The sequence below is a fragment of the Martinezella lusitana genome (genome assembly GCF_016901135.1).
Taxonomy (GTDB): domain Bacteria; phylum Pseudomonadota; class Alphaproteobacteria; order Rhizobiales; family Rhizobiaceae; genus Rhizobium; species Rhizobium lusitanum_D.
In genome coordinates, this window is sequence record NZ_JAFEVL010000010.1 from 158,241 (window position 1) to 177,614 (window position 19,374).

Genomic DNA, 19,374 nt, shown 5'->3' on the forward strand with positions numbered 1-19,374 from the left:
ACCGCTTACACTTTTCGGCATCATGCTCTGAACGCGCGTCGCCAAAGAGGGAACTAAGATGCAGCCGGCTTCCTATCATCTCGAAAACACCTGGTCTCCCGAGGGAGGAAAGCATGGTCGACTGACCCTGACGCTTTTCAATTTCTCGGATGCGCCTCTCGCGAATTTCCGCCTTGCCTATACGACGCTGACGCGCGTCGTCGATCCAGAGGCCTGCGACAATGCCGTCTTCGTGCGCCGCAACGCCAATTTCCATCAGTTTGCACCACCGGCCGGCCTGTCCATCGCGCCCGGAGAGAGCTGGACGTTCAGTGTCTCCGCCCTTCACCGGGTCGCGCGGCATTGCACCGACGGCGCCAAATCAGCCTATGTGACGCTGGCGGATGGCAGTCATGTGACGGTCTTCACGTCAGACCTTCTGCTCGAAGGCCGCGTCAGCGAGCCGCCGCCGGTGCTGTTGCCGGAAGGCAGGCTGGAGCTTCCCTTCGCCATCCAGCCGTGGCCGGCGACGATCGATGTCAAGCCGGGCGAAGACTTCCCGGTCGCGCTCCATCCCGCCAAGGGTACGGATGCCGCAAGCGTGAAGGCGCTCGCCACGGCACAAGCGCTGTTCCGCCGGCTGTTTCCTGCCAATCACATTCCCTTCAGCCTCATCGCCGCGCCGCAGGGCAGGGCGCTGCGTTTCGTCGAGCGGCCGGCGCTTGCCCGGGAAGCCTATGAGCTTACCTTCTCCGGAGATGAGGTCGTGCTCGCCTTTTCGGCTGATGCTGGCCGCCTCTACGGCCTGACGACGCTGGCGCAGCTTCTGGACGGCGCGCGGCGCGAACCCGGCAAGTTCCGCTTCCCGGTTTCGGGCGAGATCGCCGACCAGCCGCGCTACGGCTGGCGCGGCTGCCATCTCGACGTGTCCAGGCAATTCACGCCCAAGGACGATGTCCTCCGCCTGATCGACATTCTCGCCTGGCTGAAGCTCAATATCTTCCACTGGCACCTGACGGATGACGAAGCCTGGCGGCTGGAGATCCGCGCCTATCCGCAGCTGACCTCGACCGGCGTGCTGCGCGGACCGGATGAGCCGCTGCTGCCGCAGCTCGGAAACGGTGCCGAACCCGTTGGCGGCTTCTATTCGCAGGATGACGTACGCGAGATCGTCGCCCATGCCCTAGCGCTCGGCATCGAGGTCGTGCCCGAGGTCGATATCCCCGGCCATAGCACCGCCACCCTTGTTGCCCTGCCTGACCTGACCGACGGGCAGGAAGCGCCGGACAGCTATCATTCCGTCCAGGGCTTTCCGAACAACGCATTGAATCCCACCATCGAGCCGACCTACGAATTCCTCGGCAAGGTCTTCGACGAAATGGTCGAGCTCTTCCCCTCCGAATATATCCATATCGGCGGCGACGAGGTCGCCAACGGTTCCTGGCTCGCTTCGCCCTTGGCGCGCAAGCTCATGGACCGCGAAGGCATATCGGGCACCTTCGCGCTGCAATCCTATTTCCTGAAACGGATCAAGGCGATGCTGACAGCGCGCGGCCGCAAGCTTGCCGGCTGGAACGAAGTCGCCCATGGCGGCGGCGTCGGTGCCGAAGGCTCGCTGCTGATGGCCTGGGAAAAGCCCGAGGTCGGCATCGAGCTTGCGCGCGAAGGCTATGAGGTCGTCATGACGCCGGGCCAGGCCTATTATCTCGACATGGTGCAGGCCGATGCCTGGCAGGAGCCAGGTGCCAGCTGGGCCGGGACCGTACCGCCAGCCCATACCTACGCCTACGAGGCGGAAGGTGATTTCCCGGATGAGCTGAAGCACCTCATGAAGGGTGTACAGGCCTGCATCTGGCAGGAGAATTTCATCTCGCGTGATTACTTCAACCGCCTGGTCTTCCCACGCCTGCCGGCCGTTGCCGAGGCAGCCTGGACGCCGAAGGCGCAAAAGGACTGGCTGCGATTTGCCGCCATCGTCCCGCTGAGCCCGAAGCTCTAGCTCAAGCCACTTGGGGGTGAGGCAATTTTCATCCTCATTCAATGTCTGACCGCATTCGAAGCTGCCGGAAGAAACTTTCGGCGGCTTTTTCATGCCCGGAATGAGGTGACAAATGATGGCCGGCAAAGCCAGAATTGCTTCGTTTCGCTAAATTACCCGGCCCGCGCCGTGGTGACGTCAGTCGGGAATACCCCAACCCAGGCCAATACGGCGATGGCCGTGATGACAAGCAGATACCACATGCTCAGATAATCCCCGACCAGCCTCCTGTTCAACGCGGCAAAGAGAAGAGCGACGCTGAAAGCAAGCCAGAGGAGGTTGCAGATATGGTCCATTTTATTGTTCCCCTTATTGGTCTGTCCCTCCCTGTGCGAGAGGTTAACCAGACGGGGGACCGAGAGGTAGTTCTGTAGCGGGATGGAGGGTTGCGCAAAGCGGGGGACGAGGGCGCGTGGATGACGTGAGCAGGCCCAGACGCAACGTTGCTACCCTCTGTTACAGGGCAGCAAATATGCAAATTATTGTGCAGGATTAAGTGTTTGATCTTGGCAGTGATCAAATGGAATGGTGCCCAGAAGAGGTGTCCGGAAAGCCGGCATAAACAATGCGTTGCAAAATCGTGGGACAATTGACCGACCAAGGCAATCATTATGCTTTTCGTGCGCCATGTCCCACGATTTATTCCCTCCGCGTCCGCGGCGGCGATCAAGAAGAGACGATCTAGCATCAGCTTGGGAAGCTCGACTTATTGTCGATGACGCCAGCACTTAGCTGTAAAACTCGGCCGTTCGCACGAGAAAATGCCGTTTGGTATCAATGGGGCTGTAAAACGCCAGATGCACGACCTTGACCCCGGTTCCGCCTGTTGACCTTCTCGGCGTTTTCTACTTGGTGGCTAATGCACCGATCCAGCCTAGGGACACGATATCCCCCAACCGGTAGTTTTCAAAAGTAAAGTATGGCGATCTACAGCCAGCGAGCGAACTCTCGGAATCGACATTCGCCTTAGCTGATGTTAATCGTTTGCAAAGACAACCGGAGGGGGCCGGCATGGACAATATTTCTATCGCAGAAATGGCACGAGTAGAGATCGGCACAAAGCCGAGCCCTTCTCTCATTTCCCGCATCAAAAACTCTTATAGGTTGGCATTAAGCCGATCACCTACGCCTGAAGATTCCACCATCTGGTTGATGATCGGTGCCAAACAGACTGAAATCCATGAAGCGCTTTTGTCGGATGATGACCATTTGCTTATGGAGCTGCTCTCGGATCCGCAATCTACAAACCTCTATTATGGCGTTGATAATCTGGCCAAAGATGTGATGGAAATCATCGGTGCCAGGTGGAAAGACGGATATGACAGCCTAAAGTCGGAGGTCGATAATTTATTGGTTGCGCTAGGTGAGGTTGATCTTTTCAATCGTCACGGCGGGGCGCGTTATGCTTACGAAACCAAACCAGAGACTAAATCGGTTGAGGAGGCTATTGAGATTATCGATGGCATTTTCGGAGGGAGAATTTCTTTTCCGAATCCCTTCTCCGGTGAGTTCGGCATCGCAACGTCAAAAGGTCTGATCTCCTACCGTACGATTCAGGCCGTATATCAGTCTATTCTTGTCCGCAGATATGCTGCCGAAAGCTGTCTTGAGATTGGCGGCGGGATGGGGAGAACCGCATTCTTCGGGCATCTCTTGGGATTGAAATATACGATCATCGATCTGCCCATGACGATTGTTGGGCAGGCACTCTTCCTTGCTTCTGTTTTAGGTGATGATGCTATCTGGCTGCTCGGCGACACGGTGCCGAAAAATGACAGGATCGTTCTATTGCCGCCGTCTGAGCTTCATTCAGTTGGACAAGTCGATATCGTGCTCAACGTTGATTCCCTGACAGAAATGGGAGAAAAGACAGCAACGGATTATCTCGCATGGATTAGCGAAAATTGCGAGACCTTCGTGTCGATCAACCATGAGGCAAACCTTTTCAAGACGATGAAATTGTGCCAGTCGCTTTACCCATCAAGTCTTCGATCACGATGCCCTTACTGGCTTCGCGCCGGCTACGTTGAAGAGGTGTTCTCGTTCGACAGGAACCTCCGAATGCTCAAGGCTATCCAAGCAAGTAGTTCTTGGCGGCTAATGCAGCCGCTCCGGCGGCTGGTTTCTCTCTTTCGCTAGTATCGCCATTTTCTGCTTGATCAACGTGCTTGACTCTTCCTTAAAATGAGAACGTTCATAGAACAAAAAAGACTGGACACGGTCTAGGTTTACTCACAATTTGACGAAGAGAACCGCCCTTCGATCGGCGGACCGGAGACGTGCACTAGGCCGCAAAAGGGTCCGCTTGCGTGAGCAGCCGGGAACCGATGAATTCGAGCAGGAAGTCGCGTGCGCGCGTCTTGGCGTTCCCTATATCCGACCAGGCGAGAAGCCGGCACCCGAGCCAGCCACGCTGGATAGAACCGCAGAGCCTGGAACGTTCGGCTGGCTGGTCCAGCAGTACAAGGCGCGCAGGCAACACCATGGCACCGGATCAGCTCGCCAGGCGCGCGACGATGCTGGAAGAGATCTGCGAAAGCGTCACCAAGGAAAGCAAGCTGCGGCGCGGCGACCTGCCATTCGCCGCAATGAAGAAAAAGTATATCACCGAGATCCGCGACGAGCTGCGATCGACGGCCGGCGCGCAGGACAACATGGTCAAATACATCTCGGCGATGTTTGGATGGGCCGTCGAAAACGAGCTGGCCGAAGTCAATCCGGCGCTGCGAATCAAGAAGGTCAATAAGAACAGTACTGGCTTTCACACGTGGACCGTCGCCGAGGTGGAACAGTACATCGCCAAGCACCCGCCTGGCACGAAGCCTTATCTGTTTCTGAACCTCGCTTTGTTTACCGGTCTGCGCCTGCAGGAACTGGCGATCGTCGGCCGCCAGCACGCTCGCGACGGTTGGCTGACGATCCGCCCCGGCAAGACGAAGGACAGCAGCGGCGTGACCGTACAGATCCCGATCGTGTCAGTCCTGCAGAAGTGTCTCGGCGAGCAGCCGGCAGAGCAGATGACTTACATGGTCACGGAATATGGCAAGCCGTTCACCAAGAACGGCCTCGGCAACAAGATGCGGGATTGGTGCGACGAGGCGAACCTGTTCCATTGCTCGACCCACGGACTGCGCAAGGCGGGCGCGACGATTGCCGCCGAGAACGGCGCGACCGATGATGAGCTGATGGCGATCTTCGGGTGGACCACGAAGAAGCAAACGACGCTCTACACGAAGCAGGCCAACCGCAAAAAGCTGGCCGGCGGCGCGATGCATAAGCTGACGTTGGAACAAACGAGCACAGAAATTTGTCCCACACCCGAAGAGGTGGAAAAAAGTGGGACAATTTCTGATGAATTATCCAGCAAAATCAATGCTGAAAAAATGGAATGGTGCCCAGAAGAGGACTCGAACCTCCACACCCTTTCGGGTACCAGCACCTGAAGCTGGCGCGTCTACCAATTCCGCCATCTGGGCGACGGACACGCATGTAAGGGGGTGGCCGTCCGGTGTCAACAGGGTTTTTGAAGTTTTCGTGTCAATCTGGAAAAAAGCGGTTGAAGCCCAGGTCAGACCCGGGCTGCCGCCCATGCGGTGATCAGGCCAAGTCCCTGTTCCAGCAGGGCCTTTGCCTCGCTTTCGCTTCCGGCTTCGACATAGCAGCGCATTTCCGGCGCGTTTCCGGAGGGGCGGAAATGGATGATTCGGCCGTCCACAAGCGTTACCCGCAGCCCGTCTATGTCGCTCTTCGATGTCACCCCGGCAATGGGGGTAAGGAAGTCCGCGAGGTTGGCGTCGGAAGCGCGCAAATGGGCCATCAGCGCGGCACTGGTTTCCACAGGGAAATTCTCCAGACGGTCGGCGGCGGCAAAGGGCAGGCGATAGCTGCCGGCCACGGCGGAGAGCGGTTTCTGCGCCTGTGCGGCCGCATAGAGCGTCGCAAGGATCGGCAGGAAGCTGTCGCGTGTCGGCAGGGCATCGAAGGGCTTGCCCGCGACGGTGAAGCGGCTGGCAGTCAGCGTGCCGCCATTGGCCTCGAAGCCCATCACGTTGGCCTTGCCGGCGGCAACGGCCTCGTCCATGCCGGCGATCACATAGGGCGAGCCGACGCGGGTGCGGGTGACCGCATAGGAACCGGCGGCTTCGATGCCGGAATTGGAGGTGACCGGGGTCACCACGACCTCGGCGCCGAGGAAGTTCGCGGCGATGAGGCCGAGTAGGTCGCCGCGCAGCGGCTCGCCGGTTTCATCCGCGACAAGCGGCCGGTCGCCATCGCCATCAGCCGAGACGATGGCATCAAGCCCGTGCTCCGGCGCCCAGCCCTTCAGCAGCCGGATGGTATCGGCGGAGACGGCCTCGGTATCGACCGGAATGAAGCTCTCGGAGCGGCCGAGCGGCACCACGCGAGCGCCGTAATGGGTAAGCACCTGGCCGAAGAGGTCGCGGGCGACCGTGCTATGCTGATAGACGCCGATGGTGAGGCCTGCGAGGCTGCCCGCGGGAAGCAGGCCCTTGTTGCGCTCCAGGAACAGCGCTTCGGCCTCTGCCATGCGATTTTCGGCATTGCCTGATGTCTCGTCGATAAACGTGTCGATGATCGCGGTTGCTTCCGCGCTGATCGCCAGCTCGTCCTGCTTGTCGATCTCGCCGTCGGGCCGGTAGAACTTGATGCCGTTGCGATCGGCGGGAATATGCGAGCCGGTGATCATCAGCGACGCGGCTTTGAGCTGCAGCCCGTAAAGCGCCAGTGCCGGCGTTGGCAGCGCGCCGCAATCGATCGGCGTCAGACCGGCGTGCTTCAGGGCGCCGATGCAGGTGGCCGAGATGGCAGGGCTCGACTCGCGGAAGTCGCGGCCGACGAGAATGAGGTCGTCGGGTTTGGCATGGCCGCTCTTCAGCAGATGGTGGGCAAAGGCGGTCGCATAGAGGGCGGATGCCCGTCCGATGAGGTCGACGGATAGGCCGCGAAGGCCGCTGGTGCCAAATTTCAAGCTGCTCACAGGCAATCTCCTCGGAATGATTGCGCTGTTATGGCGCAAGCCGTCTTAAGGATCAACCGATCGTGAAGTGTTGCTTTCCGGTTGCGGCAGCACTGGTTTTGCCACCGTCATGACACCAAATAGATATGGAAGCGCCGCGGCAGCGACATCGGCTGGCGGCGCCTGCTACAGGAGTTTATCATGGCTGTTTTCGGCAGGATCGCGTTCGGTTGCGCTCTCGGTTTCGCCTTGCTGGCACATGCGGATTTCGCCGCTGCCGCTTCCGATCCTCCGAGGATCGTCATTCCGCCGCGCACCACCAACTCCGTCATTTGTGATTCTCGCGGCTGCTTCGGCTTCGGGTCACGGCAATTCTATACCCGGCCTGGCCAGCCCCTTCCCATCACGCCACCCTATACCGGCGGTACGACCCGTTACGACAGCCCGCGGATTCAGATCCCTCCGCGAGAAAACTATACGCCGCCGCGGTTCGTCTATCCGTCGCCGGCCCAGCAGCGTAGCCGGCATCAGATGTGGTGCGCCGAACGCTATCGGACCTATAATGCAGGCACCAACCTCTATTCCACGATCCATCACGGCTTCCAGACCTGCCGTTCGCCCTTTGACTGAGGGCTGCGGCCGGCAATGAGCAGCTCAGCTTTCCAGCGATGCGCGATCCGTATGGCCGAGATCGCGCTCGGGGTCGATGATATCGCGCACCCGCTGCTTCAGCTCCTTCGGCCCCGGGAAGCCGCCGTCGCGCTTGCGTTCCCACAAGAGCTCGCCATCGATGCGGATTTCAAAGACGCCGCCGGTGCCGGGTATAAGCGCCACTTCGCCGAGACTGTCAGTGAAAGTCTGCAGCAGCTCTTGCGCCATCCAGCCGGAGCGCAGCAGCCAGTTGCATTGCGTGCAATAGAGAATGGTGATCCGCGGCTTGTCGCTCATCATTGTCATCCTTCGTCGTTTGATGACATCTAGAGCATTTCCAGGAAAAGTGTGAAGCGGTTTTCCGTGCGGAAATGCGCAAAAACAAAAGGATAGAGCGCTGCCGTGACCTTGTTTGGAACGGAAGCGCTCTAGGCTCAACTTTGGCGGGCTGCAAGCTAAGCCCTTGCCTGATCACCCCGCCTCGTGCTCATCTCTGGCGAGAACATTGCTCGGGAATCATCGGCATGCGCGTCGCAATCATCGAGAATATGAAGAATACCCCGCTCGGTGCCCTCGGCATCGCGCTCGAGGAGGCCGGAGCTAAGACCGAATGGTTCCGCGCATGGGACGGCGAAGAGCTTCCAAAGGACACGGCATCTTATGACGCGCTCGTTGTGCTCGGCGGCGAGCAGAATGCCCGCGATGATGAAACCCATCCCTACCTGCCGGAGCTGGCGCGCCTGATGCGCCGTTTCGAAGGCGAGGACAAGGCCGTGCTCGGCATCTGCCTCGGCAGCCAGATCCTTGCGCGCGCCTACGAGGCGGAAAATCTCATCGGCACGGCTCATGAATTCGGTTGGAAAACGGTCGGCCTTACCGAGGAGGGCAAGGCGGATCCGCTGCTGGCCGGCGTCGGCGACCAATTCACCATCTTCGAATGGCATTCCGACACCTTCACCCTGCCGGCCAGTGCCGTACGCTTGGCGACCAACGGGGTCGCGCAGAACCAGGCCTATCGCATCGGCCGCGCTACCTATGGCACGCAGTTCCACTTCGAGGCCAATGCCGCCGTGGTCGATCGCTGGCGCGCCGAATTCAAGGCGACGATCGAAAGCAAGGAACCGGGTTGGCTGGAGAGCTATCCGGAGCTTGTCGCCAAGCATGCGGCAGCGGCAGAAACCGCGGGTCTTGCCATCGCGCGTGCCTGGGTGCGGACGATTGGAACGCGACAGCAGGTTCTTCAAGCTGCGGAAGCCTGAGGATTGCCTAATTAGGAGGGAAGTCGGTGCCGGATCATCCGCTCTGAGAGCTCAGCACCGATCAATCATTGAAGACTGGGGGAGATAAAATCATGACGACGCTGGAACTACCCTGCGAGGGCGGCTGCCGTTGCGGACAGGTGCGGCTGAAGATCAGCGCCAAGCCCATGCTCACCATGGCCTGCCATTGCACCGGTTGCCAGCGCATGACGGGCAGCGCCTATTCGCTGAGCGCCGCGATCCCCTCCGATGGTTTCGAGGTGACCAGGGGCGAGCCGGTCATCGGCGGTCTGCACGGCGATGCCATCCATCACTATTTCTGCCCGCATTGCATGAGCTGGCTGTTCACGCGGCTCGAAGGCGTGGATTGGTTCGTCAATACGCGCGCCACCATGCTCGACGACGCCAGTTGGTTCACGCCCTTCATTGAGACCTGGACGGGCGAAAAGCTGCCCTGGGTTAACACGCCCGCCAAGCACAGCTATGCCGCGCTGCCGGCCATGGAAGAGTATGAAGGTTTGATCAAGGAATATATGGGGCAGGCCTAAACCCGCAGCAGCGAACCCACGCCGTCAGAATTGCCGGTATTTCGCAAAAGGCAGACTGTGCTTTTCGATATAGGCATTTGCTTCCGCAATCGCCTCTGCATTTTCAACGAGCCAGAAACGCTCGCGCTCAATCTTGCTGGCGCGAGCAGCCTTGTCTTCTATAGGGCGTGAGATATCGATCTTCGAGTCGCTCACTCATCCCCCATCTTCAGCGCCGCAATAAACGCTTCCTGCGGGATTTCGACCTTGCCGAACTGCCGCATGCGCTTCTTGCCTTCCTTCTGCTTGTCCAGCAGCTTGCGCTTGCGGGTGGCGTCGCCGCCGTAGCACTTGGCGGTCACGTCCTTGCGCAGCGCCTTCACCGTTTCGCGGGCGATGATGCGTCCGCCGATGGCGGCCTGGATCGGGATCTGGAACATGTGCTGCGGGATAAGATCCTTCAGCTTCTCGCACATGACGCGGCCGCGCTTTTCGGCGGCAGAGCGGTGCACCAGCATAGACAGCGCGTCGACCGGCTCGGCATTGACGAGGATCGACATCTTGACGAGATCGCTCTCGCGATAGTCGGTCAGGCTGTAGTCGAAGGAGGCATAGCCCTTGGAAATCGACTTCAGGCGGTCGTAGAAATCGAAGACCACTTCGTTGAGCGGCAGGTCATAGGTGATCATGGCGCGGTTGCCGACATAGGTCAGCTCGGTCTGGACGCCGCGGCGGTCCTGGCAGAGTTTCAGGATCGAGCCGAGATAGTCGTCCGGCGTCAGGATTGTCGCCTTGATCCACGGTTCGCGGAATTCGGCAATCTTGACGACGTCGGGCATGTCGGCTGGATTGTGCAGCTCGATCGCGGTGCCGTCGGTCATGGTGAGCTGATAGACGACGGAAGGGGCAGTCGCGATCAGGTCGAGATTGAATTCGCGCTCCAGGCGTTCCTGGATGATTTCCAGATGCAGCAGGCCGAGGAAGCCGCAGCGGAAGCCGAAGCCGAGTGCGGCCGAGGATTCCATCTCGAAGGAGAAGCTGGCGTCGTTGAGGCGCAGCTTGCCCATGGCTGAGCGCAGATCCTCGAATTCGGCGGCATCGACTGGGAACAGGCCGCAGAACACCACGGGCTGGGCCGGCTTGAAGCCCGGCAAGGCCTGGGCCGTCGGACGCTTGTCTTCGGTGATGGTATCGCCGACGCGGGTATCGGCCACTTCCTTGATCGAGGCGGTGATGAAACCGATCTCGCCCGGGCCGAGGCTTTCGACGGTGAGCATTTTCGGTGTCAGCACGCCGACGCGCTCGACCTGGTATTTCACGTCCGTGCCCATCATGCGGATGGTCTGGCCCTTGGTCATCACGCCGTCGATGATGCGCACGAGAACCATGACGCCGAGATAGGTATCGTACCAGCTGTCGACCAGCAGCGCCTTCAACGGCGCCTTTTCGCCGCCGGGGCTCTTCGGCGCCGGCAGCTTGTGGACGATGGCTTCGAGAACGTCCGGGATGCCAAGACCGGTCTTGGCCGAGATCAGCACGGCCTCGGAGGCGTCGATGCCGATGACTTCTTCGATCTGCGCCTTGATGCGGTCCGGTTCGGCCGCCGGCAGGTCGATCTTGTTGAGAACGGTGACGATCTCGTGGTTGTTGTCGATCGCCTGATAGACGTTGGCGAGCGTCTGCGCTTCCACGCCCTGGCTGGCGTCGACCACCAGCAGCGATCCTTCGCAGGCCGACAGCGAGCGCGAGACTTCATAGGCGAAGTCGACGTGGCCGGGCGTGTCGATCAGGTTGAGGATATAGGTCTCGCCATTATTGGCCTTGTAGTGCAGGCGCACCGTCTGGGCCTTGATGGTGATGCCGCGCTCGCGCTCGATATCCATGCTGTCGAGCACCTGCTCCGACATCTCGCGTTCGGCGAGGCCACCCGTCGTCTGGATCAGACGATCGGCCAGCGTCGATTTGCCGTGGTCGATATGGGCCACGATCGAGAAGTTGCGGATGTGCGAAAGCGGTGTGGTGGAATTGGTGCTCATGCGCGCCATATAGCAGCGCCGCCCCGCGCCGCAAAGCGGAAAAGCGGGGTTTTGACGGCTATATTCACGCTGCGGTAGGCTTTTCTGACGTCGCGCCGGGCAGATTATGATCACGCTTGATTCCACTATTGGATCGTGTAATTCTCTTATAATAGAATTCAAGCGCGGATGATGGAATCAAATGACTGATGATGATCTGGAACTGGCGATTGGCGCTCGCATCAAGCAGCTGCGCATCGCCCGCGGCCTGACGCTGGATGAGCTGTCGAACACCTCGGCCGTCAGCCGCGCGATGATCTCGCGCATCGAGCGGGCCGAGGCGAGCCCGACGGCTTCCCTATTGTCGCGGCTCTGCGCGGCGCTCGGCCTTTCTCTCTCGGCCTTCTTCGCCGAGGAAGACAAAGAGGTATCGCCGCTGGCCCGCCGCGACCAGCAGGCAATCTGGCCTGATCCGGAGACCGGCTATGTCAGACGCGCGATCTCGCCACCGGGAACGGGCTCGAAGGTCGATCTCGTCGAAGTCGTCTTTCCCGCCGGCGCGCGCGTCAGCTTTCCTCCCAACACCGCAAGCCTCGGCATGACCCAGCATGTCTGGCTGTTCGAGGGCGAGATGGAGGTGACCCATCGCGATGTCACCCACCGCCTGATGCCCGGCGATTGCCTGTTCATGGGCGTCGGCGACGGTCATGCCTTCCACAATCCGGGCGAGGGACCGGCGCGCTATTGCGTCATCCTCGATCGCGGCCGTTCATAACCATCCAAGGACCCTTTCATGCCCGACATTCGCCTTCTATCCGCTGCTGATGCCCGTGCCGTCCTCTCCGATCTTTGCGAAGTGCTCGCCGATTGCGTCAAGGGTGGCGCCTCGGTCGGTTTCATGCAGCCCTATGGGTCGGCTGACGCCATGCCCTATTGGCAAGGCGTCGCCGATAGCGTCGAGAGCGGCGCGACGCTGCTTCTTGTTGCCGAGATCGAGGGCAAGGTTCTGGGCACCGTGCAAGTGGGCGCGGCGCAGATGCCGAACCAGCCGCATCGCGGCGATCTGAAGAAATTGCTGGTGCATCGCTCCGCTCGCGGCAAGGGTCTTGCCCGTCTCCTGATGGAGGCGGCGGAACGCGAAGCATCCCGGCTCGGCAAGAGCCTGCTGGTGCTCGATACGGCCACCGGCAGCGAAGCCGAGGCCATCTATCCGCGTCTCGGCTGGCAACGCGTCGGCGTCATCCCGGACTATGCGATGTGGCCGGAGGGCGGCCTCTGCGACACGACCATTTTCTACAAGCGTATCGCCGCTTGAGGCGGGCGGTAGCTCAGGCGGAAAAGGCGGCGATGGCGTCCTGCAGTCTCATGCCGGATGTCCATTGCATCGCCTTCCAGCCGAACTGACGTGCGGCCTCGATATTGGCCTCGACATCGTCGATGAAGCCGATCTCGTTGGCGGGGATGCGCACCTTCTCGGTCACCAGCTGAAAGAACTCGGCTGATGGTTTTTGATGGCCGAGAGCAGCAGAATAGAAAATGCCGTCGAAGCGCGAGGAAAGCCCGAGCTCATCCATGAGGTAGGCCGCGCGCAGATGCTCCTGATTGGTCGCAAGAAACATTTGCGTCCCCTCCGCCCGCAGCGCGGCGAGGTCGTCGAGCAGCGTGTGGTCGAGGCGAGAATCGTTTTCAAACCAGTAGTCGATCAGCGTTCTCGCGCTGAGACCCGGAGCGATCGTGCCGAGAACCTCCGTTAGCCTCGGTTCCAGCGCGTCGCGGCCGGTGACGATGTCGCGCCAGCAGGTTTTGAAGAATGCCGCCTGCAGCACATCCAGCCGCAGCCCGAGATCGCGCTCCAGATAGGTGAACAGCGGCAAGCCGTCACTCGGCCGGCCATTGACCAACACGCCGTCGACATCGACCATCAGGATTTTCATGCCGCGCGAATCTCCCGGTTGATGAAAAGGCAGGTGGAAGGTGCCGTCGTTTGCGGCTGTATTCAAGGCCGCATCTCACCCTTTTTTCTTGGTCTGGATGCATGTAAGCCTTTGCATCGATAACCTGATTTAGCCTGTCATAGAGGAGACGACGATGCGGGTCATTTACTCGGAGGACCATAAGCTCAGGGACGCCAAGACCGAGCTGCATGACGGGCAGCTCGTCACGCCCTTCGAAGCGCCGTTCCGCGCCGAATGGATCCTGGCCGCAGTCAAGGAGGCAGGTTTTGTCGATGTCGTTGCTCCAGAGGCGCATGGGCTGGAGACGGCGCGCAAGGTGCATGATCCCGCCTATCTCGATTTTCTGGGCGTGGTCTGGGAGCGCTGGGTCGCCGCCGGCTACATGGGCGAGGCAATCTCCAATTCCTTTCCCGTCAGGCGCACCAGCCAGCGCGTGCCGGAAAACATCGTCGGCATGATCGGCCATTATGCCAATGCCGCTGATACCTCGATCACCAAAGGGTCTTATGAGGCAGCCATCGCCTCGATGCGCTGCGCCCTGACCGGCGCCGACTGGCTCCATGCCGGCAATCGTTTCGCCTTCGCGCTCTGCCGCCCGCCCGGTCACCACGCCGGCTTCGATCTCTTCGGCGGCTATTGCTTCATCAATAATGCCGGCGTCGCGGCTCAGCGCCTGCGCGATCATGGTGCGGCGAAGGTGGCGGTGCTCGACGTCGATTTCCACCACGGCAACGGCACGCAGGACATATTCTACCAGCGTGGCGATGTCTTCACCGCCTCGCTTCATGGCGATCCGATCCATGCCTTTCCTTACTTTCTCGGCCATGCCGACGAGCAGGGCGAGGGTGACGGGCTCGGTAGCAACCGCAATTATCCGATGCCGCGCGGCACGCCCTGGGAAGTCTGGTCGGCGGCGCTGGATGACGTGCTTTCCCGGATCAAGACCTTCGGCGCGGAGGCGATCGTGCTCTCGCTCGGCGTCGATACGTTCGAGCGCGATCCGATTTCCTTCTTCAAACTGGCGTCAGAGGATTTCATTCGCATGGGCGAGCGTATCGCGGCTGCCGGCTTGCCTGTTCTCGTCTGCATGGAGGGCGGCTATGGCGTGCCGGAGATCGGGTTGAATGTCGCTAACGTGCTGAAGGGCCTCGAGGGCTGACGGTTTCTTGTATCAAAGCGTCTGATCGCAGGATGAAAAGTTTGAATTTGCCAGTATCTGGCTCGGCCTCTAAAAGCCTCGCGTAAGAGGAGAGGTCATGGATAAGAAGATTGTCGAAGGTGGCTCGGATGGCGGTGCGGCGCTGATGCCGCATCCGGATGTGGCGCCGTCTTCCGGCGGCATCGCTGCCGGCGTGCTCATGTGCGTGATGTCCATGTCGTCAATCCAGTTCGGCTCGGCATTGTCGTCTCCGATCATCAACACCTATGGACCGGTCGGCGCGACGTGGCTGCGGCTCGTCTTCGCATCCGCCGCATTGGCGATCATCGTTCGGCCGAAGATCATGAGCTACAGCCGCTCGCAATGGATCGGCGTGCTGGCGCTCGGCACCGTGTCGGCACTGATGACGACGTCCTTCTTTTCGGCGATTGTTCGTATTCCATTGGGTCTTGCCGTCGCCATCGAATTTCTCGGGCCTCTGCTTGTCGCGACCCTCGGATTCGGGTTGAGCCGGCAGCTTCTCTGGCCCATCTTCGCCGCTATCGGCGTTCTGCTATTGGCCTATGACGGCGAGGAATGGGTGGGCAATCTGCCAGGCATCCTCTTTGCCATCGGCGCGGGCGCCGGGTGGGCTTGCTACATCCTGCTGACGAAGAAGGTCGGCAATGCTTTTCAGGGTCTTGAAGGGCTTTCCTTGTCGTTGCTGGTCGCGGCAGTCGTTTCGACGCCCTTCGGCTTCGCCTCCGCAGTCCCGCATCTGACGGCCTTTGGCCTCCTCGAAATAGCCGGCTTGGCGCTGCTCGTTCCGCTGCTTCCCTATGTGCTGGAAATGGTGGCGCTGCGGCGCATGCCCACCTCGTCCTTCGGTATTCTCATGAGCCTCGAGCCCGCCATCGGCGCCTTCGCCGGCTTCGTCATCCTCTCGCAGCCGATGACGCCGTCGCAGATGTTTGGTACGGCGCTTGTCGTTGCCGCCAGTATCGGGGCGACTGTTTTTGCTGCGAGGAGTTGACGAGCTTTCGATATGCCGCGCCTCTGACACCCCCCTCTGTCACTATCGTGACATCTCCCCCACAAGGGGGGAGATCGTTGGGAGTCTGCCGCTCGTTAGTCGTAAGACAATAGACTGCAATTTCAGCTGACTCGATGTTTGCTTGAGTCAGGAGAGCGCTGCGAGTTACCAATCTCCCCCCTTGTGGGGGAGATGTCCCCAAAGGGACAGAGGGGGGTACGAGACTCTCCGCCAACTCGAAGGCGCGATTATCGCTCATCCACCCTGTCGCGCCGGATCATCCGCCGCCGGATTATAGAAGAGCGACAGTATCAGGCTTTTGGCAATGCGTTCGGCGGTGGCCATGAACCAGTTCTTCGCCTCCTTGGTGGGCGCGATATCATCAAGTGTCTGCGAAAACAGCGCCAACCACTCCGGAAAGAGATCGGCCGCGATACCCTCGACGCCGAGATGTGCCTGCACCGGCTTGCCGCCATAGGCGCCGTTCTTGAAGGCGACCGACGACCAGAAGCGTTTCATCTTCTCCATATGGTCCGGCCAGCGCCCGGCGAGACGACCGTCGAATACCGGGCCGAGACGGGGATGCGCCTGAATGCGCCCGTAAAACGTTTCGACCAACCTGTCGATGAAGGCGGCATCGATGCCCATGCGCGTCATCTCCGCTTCGGCTTTTTCGCGGATGCCGGCGAGATGGGCGGCCCGGCCCTGTATGTCGTTTTCCATATGATGCTCCTGCCGATCATGCGCGGAACGCCGCGGCGACCGGCCTTCGTCCCCGCCTGTCTATGCTATTTCATGGCGAAGCCAAGACGTCATGCAGGCGTTGCGGCAATCTGTCAAAGTGGCGTTGCAATTTTCCGCTCCCCTTCTGCATCATCCGACATTTCCCGAGGCGCGATTTCTGTGTGAGGTATTGCCTCGGCGCTTGACCTACAGGATGGTCCATTTTAGATTTAGAATAATTCTAAAAGTAAGAGGCTACCTCCCATGCTGCTGGGTTTTTTCCGTTCGCCGAAACGTTCCTTTACCTCCCTGTCCGAGCAGGAGATCCTGGCCATAGCCATCGCCGCCGAAGAGGACGATTCACGCATCTATCTCGCCTATGCCGACATACTGCGCCCGAATTATCCCGAGTCCGCCAAGGTTTTCGAAGATATGGCCGAGGTCGAGGACACCCATCGCAAGACCCTGATCGACATGCACCGCCAGCGTTTTGGCGAGCGTATCCCGCTGATCCGGCGCGAGCATGTAAGCGGCTTCTATGAGCGCAAACCGGACTGGCTGCGCAAGAATCTCTCTCTCGACGCCATGCGCGAGGAAGCGGAGGCGATGGAGCAGCAGGCCTATAATTTCTATGTCGAAGCGGCCAAGCAGGTCTCGGATGCCTCGACACGCCAGCTTCTCGGCGATCTGGCACTGGCCGAGCAGGGCCACGAGGACGTCGCCCGCATGCTCGGCGACAAGCATACGCCGGAAACCGTCAAGCACGAGGAGGATGCGCATGCGCGTCGCCAGTTCGTGTTGACCTATGTGCAGCCGGGTCTCGCTGGCCTCATGGATGGTTCTGTTTCGACCCTGGCGCCGATCTTCGCCGCTGCCTTCGCCACGCAGCAGACATGGCAGACTTTTCTCGTTGGCCTCTCGGCATCGGTCGGTGCCGGCATTTCCATGGGTTTCACCGAAGCCGCCCATGACGACGGCAAGATTTCCGGGCGCGGCTCGCCGATCAAGCGTGGTCTTGCCTGCGGCATCATGACTGCGCTCGGCGGCCTTGGCCATGCGCTGCCCTATCTCATTCCGCAGTTCTGGACGGCGACGATCATCGCGGCCATTGTTGTCTTCTTCGAGCTCTGGGCCATTGCCTTCATCCAGAACAGATATATGGAAACACCGTTTCTGCGTGCGGCCTTCCAGGTGGTGGTCGGCGGCTCCCTCGTGCTCGCGGCGGGCATATTGATCGGAAACGCTTAGGGCGTGTCGCAGCCCAGCTTTCCTGAACCACTGAACAAAGAAGGCCGGCAAATTTGCCGGCCTTCTTTTCAAGTTCGATGATTTCGGTGCTTACTTGACGGCGCCGACCAGAACGTCGTTGCCGTTCTCGATGGTGACCCAGCGACCGGCGTTGAAGCTCGCCTGACGCTTCAGGTAGGAGTAGGGGGTCTTGGACCAGATCTTTATCTCGTCCTCGAGATTGTCGAGGATATAGTCGCCCTGCTTCGTGCGCAGCGTCAGCACGGCATGGCCTTCGCCGTCGGGCTTGCGCACGACGGTCATTAGCAGGTCGGAGGCGGAGATACCGCTCTGCATTAGCAGCCTGCGCTTCAACAGCGCAAAATCCTCGCAGTCGCCGGCGGTCTTCGGATATTCCCAATATTCTTCCTGGCCGTAGACTTCCATGTCGGTTGCCGGCCGGATGGTCTTGTTGACGCGCAGGTTGATCTGGTTGACTAGCGCCCAAGAGGCGGCATTCAAGTCGACCGGGCCGACATTGCGGGTTGGGCCGCACTCGTCGGTGTGCCTCTGGCAGAAATCATAGTGCCCGATAGGCTGGGAAGTGACGTTGCCGACGGTCATCGACGCGGTCTGCTGAGACGCCGGCATCGCCGACGATGACATCGCAACTATAGCAGCGAAAGCAACCAAAAGGCCCTTAATACGCACGCCCACTATTCCTTGTATCGTCCCTGCATTTGTTAACAAATTGTTAATGTAGGGGGGCGTGCGAAGTCAATCGTTACTTAAGTGTTAACGTCGGAACCGGCCTGTATGGTTAATTTCGGCACAATCAAGGAGGTAGTTGCCATAATCTTATGCCTCCTGTGATTACGGAAGTGCCAAGCCAATCTGCCACGGCGCGGGGCCGTTCATCAATCTAGTGAGATGATATCCATTTGATTTTATGCCATATTATGCATTGCGAGCGTCTCCGCTGCTGCCAGCATGCGCTCCAGATCCTGCGGTCGTGACAGGCGGTGATCGCCGTCGCGCACAAGTGTTAACACCACGTCGTCGGCAGGCAGGTGCTCGACCAGCTTTAACGAATGGGCAAAGGGTACGTCGGCGTCCTGCATCCCCTGCAGGATGTGGACCGGACAGCCGGTCTCGATGATGCCGGTCAGCACGCGATTGGCGCGGCCGTCCTCGATGAGGGCGCGGGTGAAGATGTTCGGCTCGGGACTATAGTCCGACGGCTCTTCGAAATAGCCGCGCTCTGCCAGCGAGCGCCGCTCGACATCGGAAAGATTGGGTTCGATGAGATCCACGGTGAAATCCGGGGCGGGCGCAATCAGCACGAGGCCCTCGATCGTGGGCGCCGTTGGGCGCTTGCGCAATTCCTGGATCGCTCTGAGCGCGATCCAGCCGCCCATCGACGAGCCGACGAGGACGATCCGTTTCGGCTTGATATGCTCTATGACATCAAGCGCCTCTTCCAGCCAGCGCGAGATCGTGCCGTCGGTGAACTTGCCGCCGGATTGGCCGTGGCCGGAATAGTCGAAGCGGATGCAGCCGAGGCCGAGCCGCTCGGCCAGCGCATCCAGTTCCAGCGCCTTGGCGCCGCTCATGTCGGATCGATAGCCGGATAGCCACACGAAGCTTACGTCCTTCGCGCCCTTGCCGGCGGCACGCTGGCAGATGGCGATTTGACGCTGGCCGTCGCCCGCGCCAACGGGAAGGAAGGTCGGCTGAGTGCCTGCGGCTGCTTCGGACATCAAGAAACTCCCGGAATTTTTGCCCTATAGAGCAGATTCGCGCGCGCATGACCCGAAAAATCGTCGGGCTTTTCACGCAGGTTTCCAATTC

19 protein-coding genes, 1 tRNA gene and 2 pseudogenes are annotated in these 19,374 nt (G+C 60.0%); 11 read left to right on the top strand and 11 right to left on the bottom strand.

What is annotated here, in order from left to right:
- Positions 1-58 precede the first annotated feature (58 nt).
- A complete protein-coding gene (locus JTP94_RS03680; RefSeq protein ID WP_204849204.1) occupies positions 59-1,978 on the top strand; it encodes a beta-N-acetylhexosaminidase in 1,920 nt (639 codons plus the stop codon).
- A 152-nt stretch (positions 1,979-2,130) separates the two neighbouring features.
- On the opposite strand, the gene JTP94_RS03685 is transcribed toward JTP94_RS03680, so the two are convergent.
- Positions 2,131-2,313, bottom strand: a complete 183-nt coding sequence (locus tag JTP94_RS03685) for a hypothetical protein (RefSeq protein WP_034514185.1) — start codon at positions 2,311-2,313, stop codon at positions 2,131-2,133.
- Positions 2,314-3,028: 715 nt separating this feature from the next.
- Here JTP94_RS03685 and JTP94_RS03690 point away from each other — a divergent pair.
- Positions 3,029-4,156: a putative sugar O-methyltransferase gene (locus JTP94_RS03690; RefSeq protein WP_204849205.1), complete on the top strand. Its 1,128-nt coding sequence runs from the start codon at positions 3,029-3,031 to the stop codon at positions 4,154-4,156.
- Positions 4,157-4,245: 89 nt separating this feature from the next.
- Here JTP94_RS03690 and JTP94_RS35320 read toward each other — a convergent pair whose 3' ends face one another.
- Positions 4,246-4,914 (bottom strand): hypothetical protein, encoded by a 669-nt coding sequence (locus tag JTP94_RS35320; RefSeq protein ID WP_246754650.1) that lies wholly within the window; start codon positions 4,912-4,914, stop codon positions 4,246-4,248.
- On the opposite strand from JTP94_RS35320, the pseudogene JTP94_RS35990 reads away from it, so the two are divergent.
- Positions 4,801-5,199 (top strand): annotated as a pseudogene (locus tag JTP94_RS35990) (tyrosine-type recombinase/integrase); the annotation flags it as partial. The gene JTP94_RS35320 and the pseudogene JTP94_RS35990 overlap by 114 nt on opposite strands.
- Before the next feature lie 207 nt (positions 5,200-5,406).
- Here the strand turns inward: JTP94_RS35990 and JTP94_RS03700 are convergent.
- Both JTP94_RS03700 and JTP94_RS03705 read right to left on the bottom strand, forming a co-directional pair.
- A tRNA-Leu gene (locus JTP94_RS03700) sits at positions 5,407-5,493 on the bottom strand.
- 92 nt (positions 5,494-5,585) lie between these two features.
- Positions 5,586-7,007, bottom strand: coding sequence for a phosphomannomutase (locus JTP94_RS03705; protein WP_204849556.1), 1,422 nt, complete (start codon positions 7,005-7,007; stop codon positions 5,586-5,588).
- A 189-nt stretch (positions 7,008-7,196) separates the two neighbouring features.
- On the opposite strand from JTP94_RS03705, the gene JTP94_RS03710 reads away from it, so the two are divergent.
- A complete protein-coding gene (locus JTP94_RS03710; RefSeq protein WP_204849206.1) occupies positions 7,197-7,625 on the top strand; it encodes a BA14K family protein in 429 nt (142 codons plus the stop codon).
- 24 nt (positions 7,626-7,649) lie between these two features.
- Here the strand turns inward: JTP94_RS03710 and JTP94_RS03715 are convergent, their stop codons facing one another.
- On the bottom strand, positions 7,650-7,943 hold the full coding sequence (locus JTP94_RS03715; protein ID WP_004108029.1) for a SelT/SelW/SelH family protein: 294 nt from the start codon (positions 7,941-7,943) through the stop codon (positions 7,650-7,652).
- 227 nt (positions 7,944-8,170) lie between these two features.
- On the opposite strand from JTP94_RS03715, the gene JTP94_RS03720 reads away from it, so the two are divergent.
- Positions 8,171-8,905: a type 1 glutamine amidotransferase gene (locus tag JTP94_RS03720; protein WP_204849207.1), complete on the top strand. Its 735-nt coding sequence runs from the start codon at positions 8,171-8,173 to the stop codon at positions 8,903-8,905.
- 92 nt (positions 8,906-8,997) lie between these two features.
- Positions 8,998-9,453: a GFA family protein gene (locus JTP94_RS03725; RefSeq protein ID WP_204849208.1), complete on the top strand. Its 456-nt coding sequence runs from the start codon at positions 8,998-9,000 to the stop codon at positions 9,451-9,453.
- Positions 9,454-9,477: 24 nt separating this feature from the next.
- On the opposite strand, the pseudogene JTP94_RS03730 reads toward JTP94_RS03725, so the two are convergent.
- Positions 9,478-9,636: pseudogene (locus JTP94_RS03730) on the bottom strand (type II toxin-antitoxin system CcdA family antitoxin); the annotation flags it as partial.
- Between the two features lie 8 nt (positions 9,637-9,644).
- Positions 9,645-11,477 carry a translation elongation factor 4 gene (lepA, locus tag JTP94_RS03735; RefSeq protein WP_034514280.1) on the bottom strand — a complete coding sequence of 611 codons (1,833 nt, stop codon included), beginning with the start codon at positions 11,475-11,477 and terminating at the stop codon, positions 9,645-9,647.
- 172 nt (positions 11,478-11,649) lie between these two features.
- On the opposite strand from lepA, the gene JTP94_RS03740 reads away from it, so the two are divergent.
- A complete protein-coding gene (locus JTP94_RS03740) occupies positions 11,650-12,222 on the top strand; it encodes a helix-turn-helix domain-containing protein (protein ID WP_204849210.1) in 573 nt (190 codons plus the stop codon).
- A gap of 18 nt (positions 12,223-12,240) precedes the next feature.
- Entirely contained in the window at positions 12,241-12,762 is a 522-nt protein-coding gene (locus JTP94_RS03745; protein ID WP_204849211.1) for a GNAT family N-acetyltransferase, read from the top strand.
- A gap of 13 nt (positions 12,763-12,775) precedes the next feature.
- Here the strand turns inward: JTP94_RS03745 and JTP94_RS03750 are convergent, their stop codons facing one another.
- Entirely contained in the window at positions 12,776-13,381 is a 606-nt protein-coding gene (locus JTP94_RS03750; protein ID WP_204849212.1) for an HAD-IA family hydrolase, read from the bottom strand.
- Between the two features lie 154 nt (positions 13,382-13,535).
- On the opposite strand from JTP94_RS03750, the gene JTP94_RS03755 reads away from it, so the two are divergent.
- Both JTP94_RS03755 and JTP94_RS03760 read left to right on the top strand, forming a co-directional pair.
- Positions 13,536-14,561, top strand: coding sequence for a histone deacetylase family protein (locus tag JTP94_RS03755; RefSeq protein ID WP_204849213.1), 1,026 nt, complete (start codon positions 13,536-13,538; stop codon positions 14,559-14,561).
- A 97-nt stretch (positions 14,562-14,658) separates the two neighbouring features.
- Positions 14,659-15,573: a DMT family transporter gene (locus JTP94_RS03760; RefSeq protein ID WP_204849214.1), complete on the top strand. Its 915-nt coding sequence runs from the start codon at positions 14,659-14,661 to the stop codon at positions 15,571-15,573.
- Between the two features lie 255 nt (positions 15,574-15,828).
- On the opposite strand, the gene JTP94_RS03765 is transcribed toward JTP94_RS03760, so the two are convergent.
- Positions 15,829-16,296: a group III truncated hemoglobin gene (locus JTP94_RS03765; protein ID WP_204849215.1), complete on the bottom strand. Its 468-nt coding sequence runs from the start codon at positions 16,294-16,296 to the stop codon at positions 15,829-15,831.
- 264 nt (positions 16,297-16,560) lie between these two features.
- On the opposite strand from JTP94_RS03765, the gene mbfA reads away from it, so the two are divergent.
- The gene (gene mbfA / locus JTP94_RS03770; RefSeq protein ID WP_204849216.1) at positions 16,561-17,544 is read left to right on the top strand and encodes an iron exporter MbfA; all 984 of its coding nucleotides are present in this window, start codon (positions 16,561-16,563) and stop codon (positions 17,542-17,544) included.
- A gap of 90 nt (positions 17,545-17,634) precedes the next feature.
- Here the strand turns inward: mbfA and JTP94_RS03775 are convergent, their stop codons facing one another.
- Both JTP94_RS03775 and JTP94_RS03780 read right to left on the bottom strand, forming a co-directional pair.
- Positions 17,635-18,234 (bottom strand): transglutaminase-like cysteine peptidase, encoded by a 600-nt coding sequence (locus tag JTP94_RS03775; RefSeq protein ID WP_037197180.1) that lies wholly within the window; start codon positions 18,232-18,234, stop codon positions 17,635-17,637.
- A 236-nt stretch (positions 18,235-18,470) separates the two neighbouring features.
- Positions 18,471-19,283, bottom strand: a complete 813-nt coding sequence (locus JTP94_RS03780; protein ID WP_204849217.1) for a carboxylesterase — start codon at positions 19,281-19,283, stop codon at positions 18,471-18,473.
- Positions 19,284-19,374 lie beyond the last annotated feature (91 nt).

Excerpts from the sequence above, each read along its gene's own strand:
- JTP94_RS03680 (WP_204849204.1), top strand. The coding sequence starts at position 59 with ATGCAGCCGGCTTCCTATCATCTCGAAAACACCTGGTCTCCCGAGGGA.
- JTP94_RS03685 (WP_034514185.1), bottom strand. The coding sequence starts at position 2,313 with ATGGACCATATCTGCAACCTCCTCTGGCTTGCTTTCAGCGTCGCTCTT.
- JTP94_RS03690 (WP_204849205.1), top strand. The coding sequence starts at position 3,029 with ATGGACAATATTTCTATCGCAGAAATGGCACGAGTAGAGATCGGCACA.
- JTP94_RS03710 (WP_204849206.1), top strand. The coding sequence starts at position 7,197 with ATGGCTGTTTTCGGCAGGATCGCGTTCGGTTGCGCTCTCGGTTTCGCC.
- JTP94_RS03715 (WP_004108029.1), bottom strand. The coding sequence starts at position 7,943 with ATGAGCGACAAGCCGCGGATCACCATTCTCTATTGCACGCAATGCAAC.
- JTP94_RS03720 (WP_204849207.1), top strand. The coding sequence starts at position 8,171 with ATGCGCGTCGCAATCATCGAGAATATGAAGAATACCCCGCTCGGTGCC.
- JTP94_RS03725 (WP_204849208.1), top strand. The coding sequence starts at position 8,998 with ATGACGACGCTGGAACTACCCTGCGAGGGCGGCTGCCGTTGCGGACAG.
- lepA (WP_034514280.1), bottom strand. The coding sequence starts at position 11,477 with ATGGCGCGCATGAGCACCAATTCCACCACACCGCTTTCGCACATCCGC.
- JTP94_RS03740 (WP_204849210.1), top strand. The coding sequence starts at position 11,650 with ATGACTGATGATGATCTGGAACTGGCGATTGGCGCTCGCATCAAGCAG.
- JTP94_RS03745 (WP_204849211.1), top strand. The coding sequence starts at position 12,241 with ATGCCCGACATTCGCCTTCTATCCGCTGCTGATGCCCGTGCCGTCCTC.
- JTP94_RS03750 (WP_204849212.1), bottom strand. The coding sequence starts at position 13,381 with ATGAAAATCCTGATGGTCGATGTCGACGGCGTGTTGGTCAATGGCCGG.
- JTP94_RS03755 (WP_204849213.1), top strand. The coding sequence starts at position 13,536 with ATGCGGGTCATTTACTCGGAGGACCATAAGCTCAGGGACGCCAAGACC.
- JTP94_RS03760 (WP_204849214.1), top strand. The coding sequence starts at position 14,659 with ATGGATAAGAAGATTGTCGAAGGTGGCTCGGATGGCGGTGCGGCGCTG.
- JTP94_RS03765 (WP_204849215.1), bottom strand. The coding sequence starts at position 16,296 with ATGGAAAACGACATACAGGGCCGGGCCGCCCATCTCGCCGGCATCCGC.
- mbfA (WP_204849216.1), top strand. The coding sequence starts at position 16,561 with ATGCTGCTGGGTTTTTTCCGTTCGCCGAAACGTTCCTTTACCTCCCTG.
- JTP94_RS03780 (WP_204849217.1), bottom strand. The coding sequence starts at position 19,283 with ATGTCCGAAGCAGCCGCAGGCACTCAGCCGACCTTCCTTCCCGTTGGC.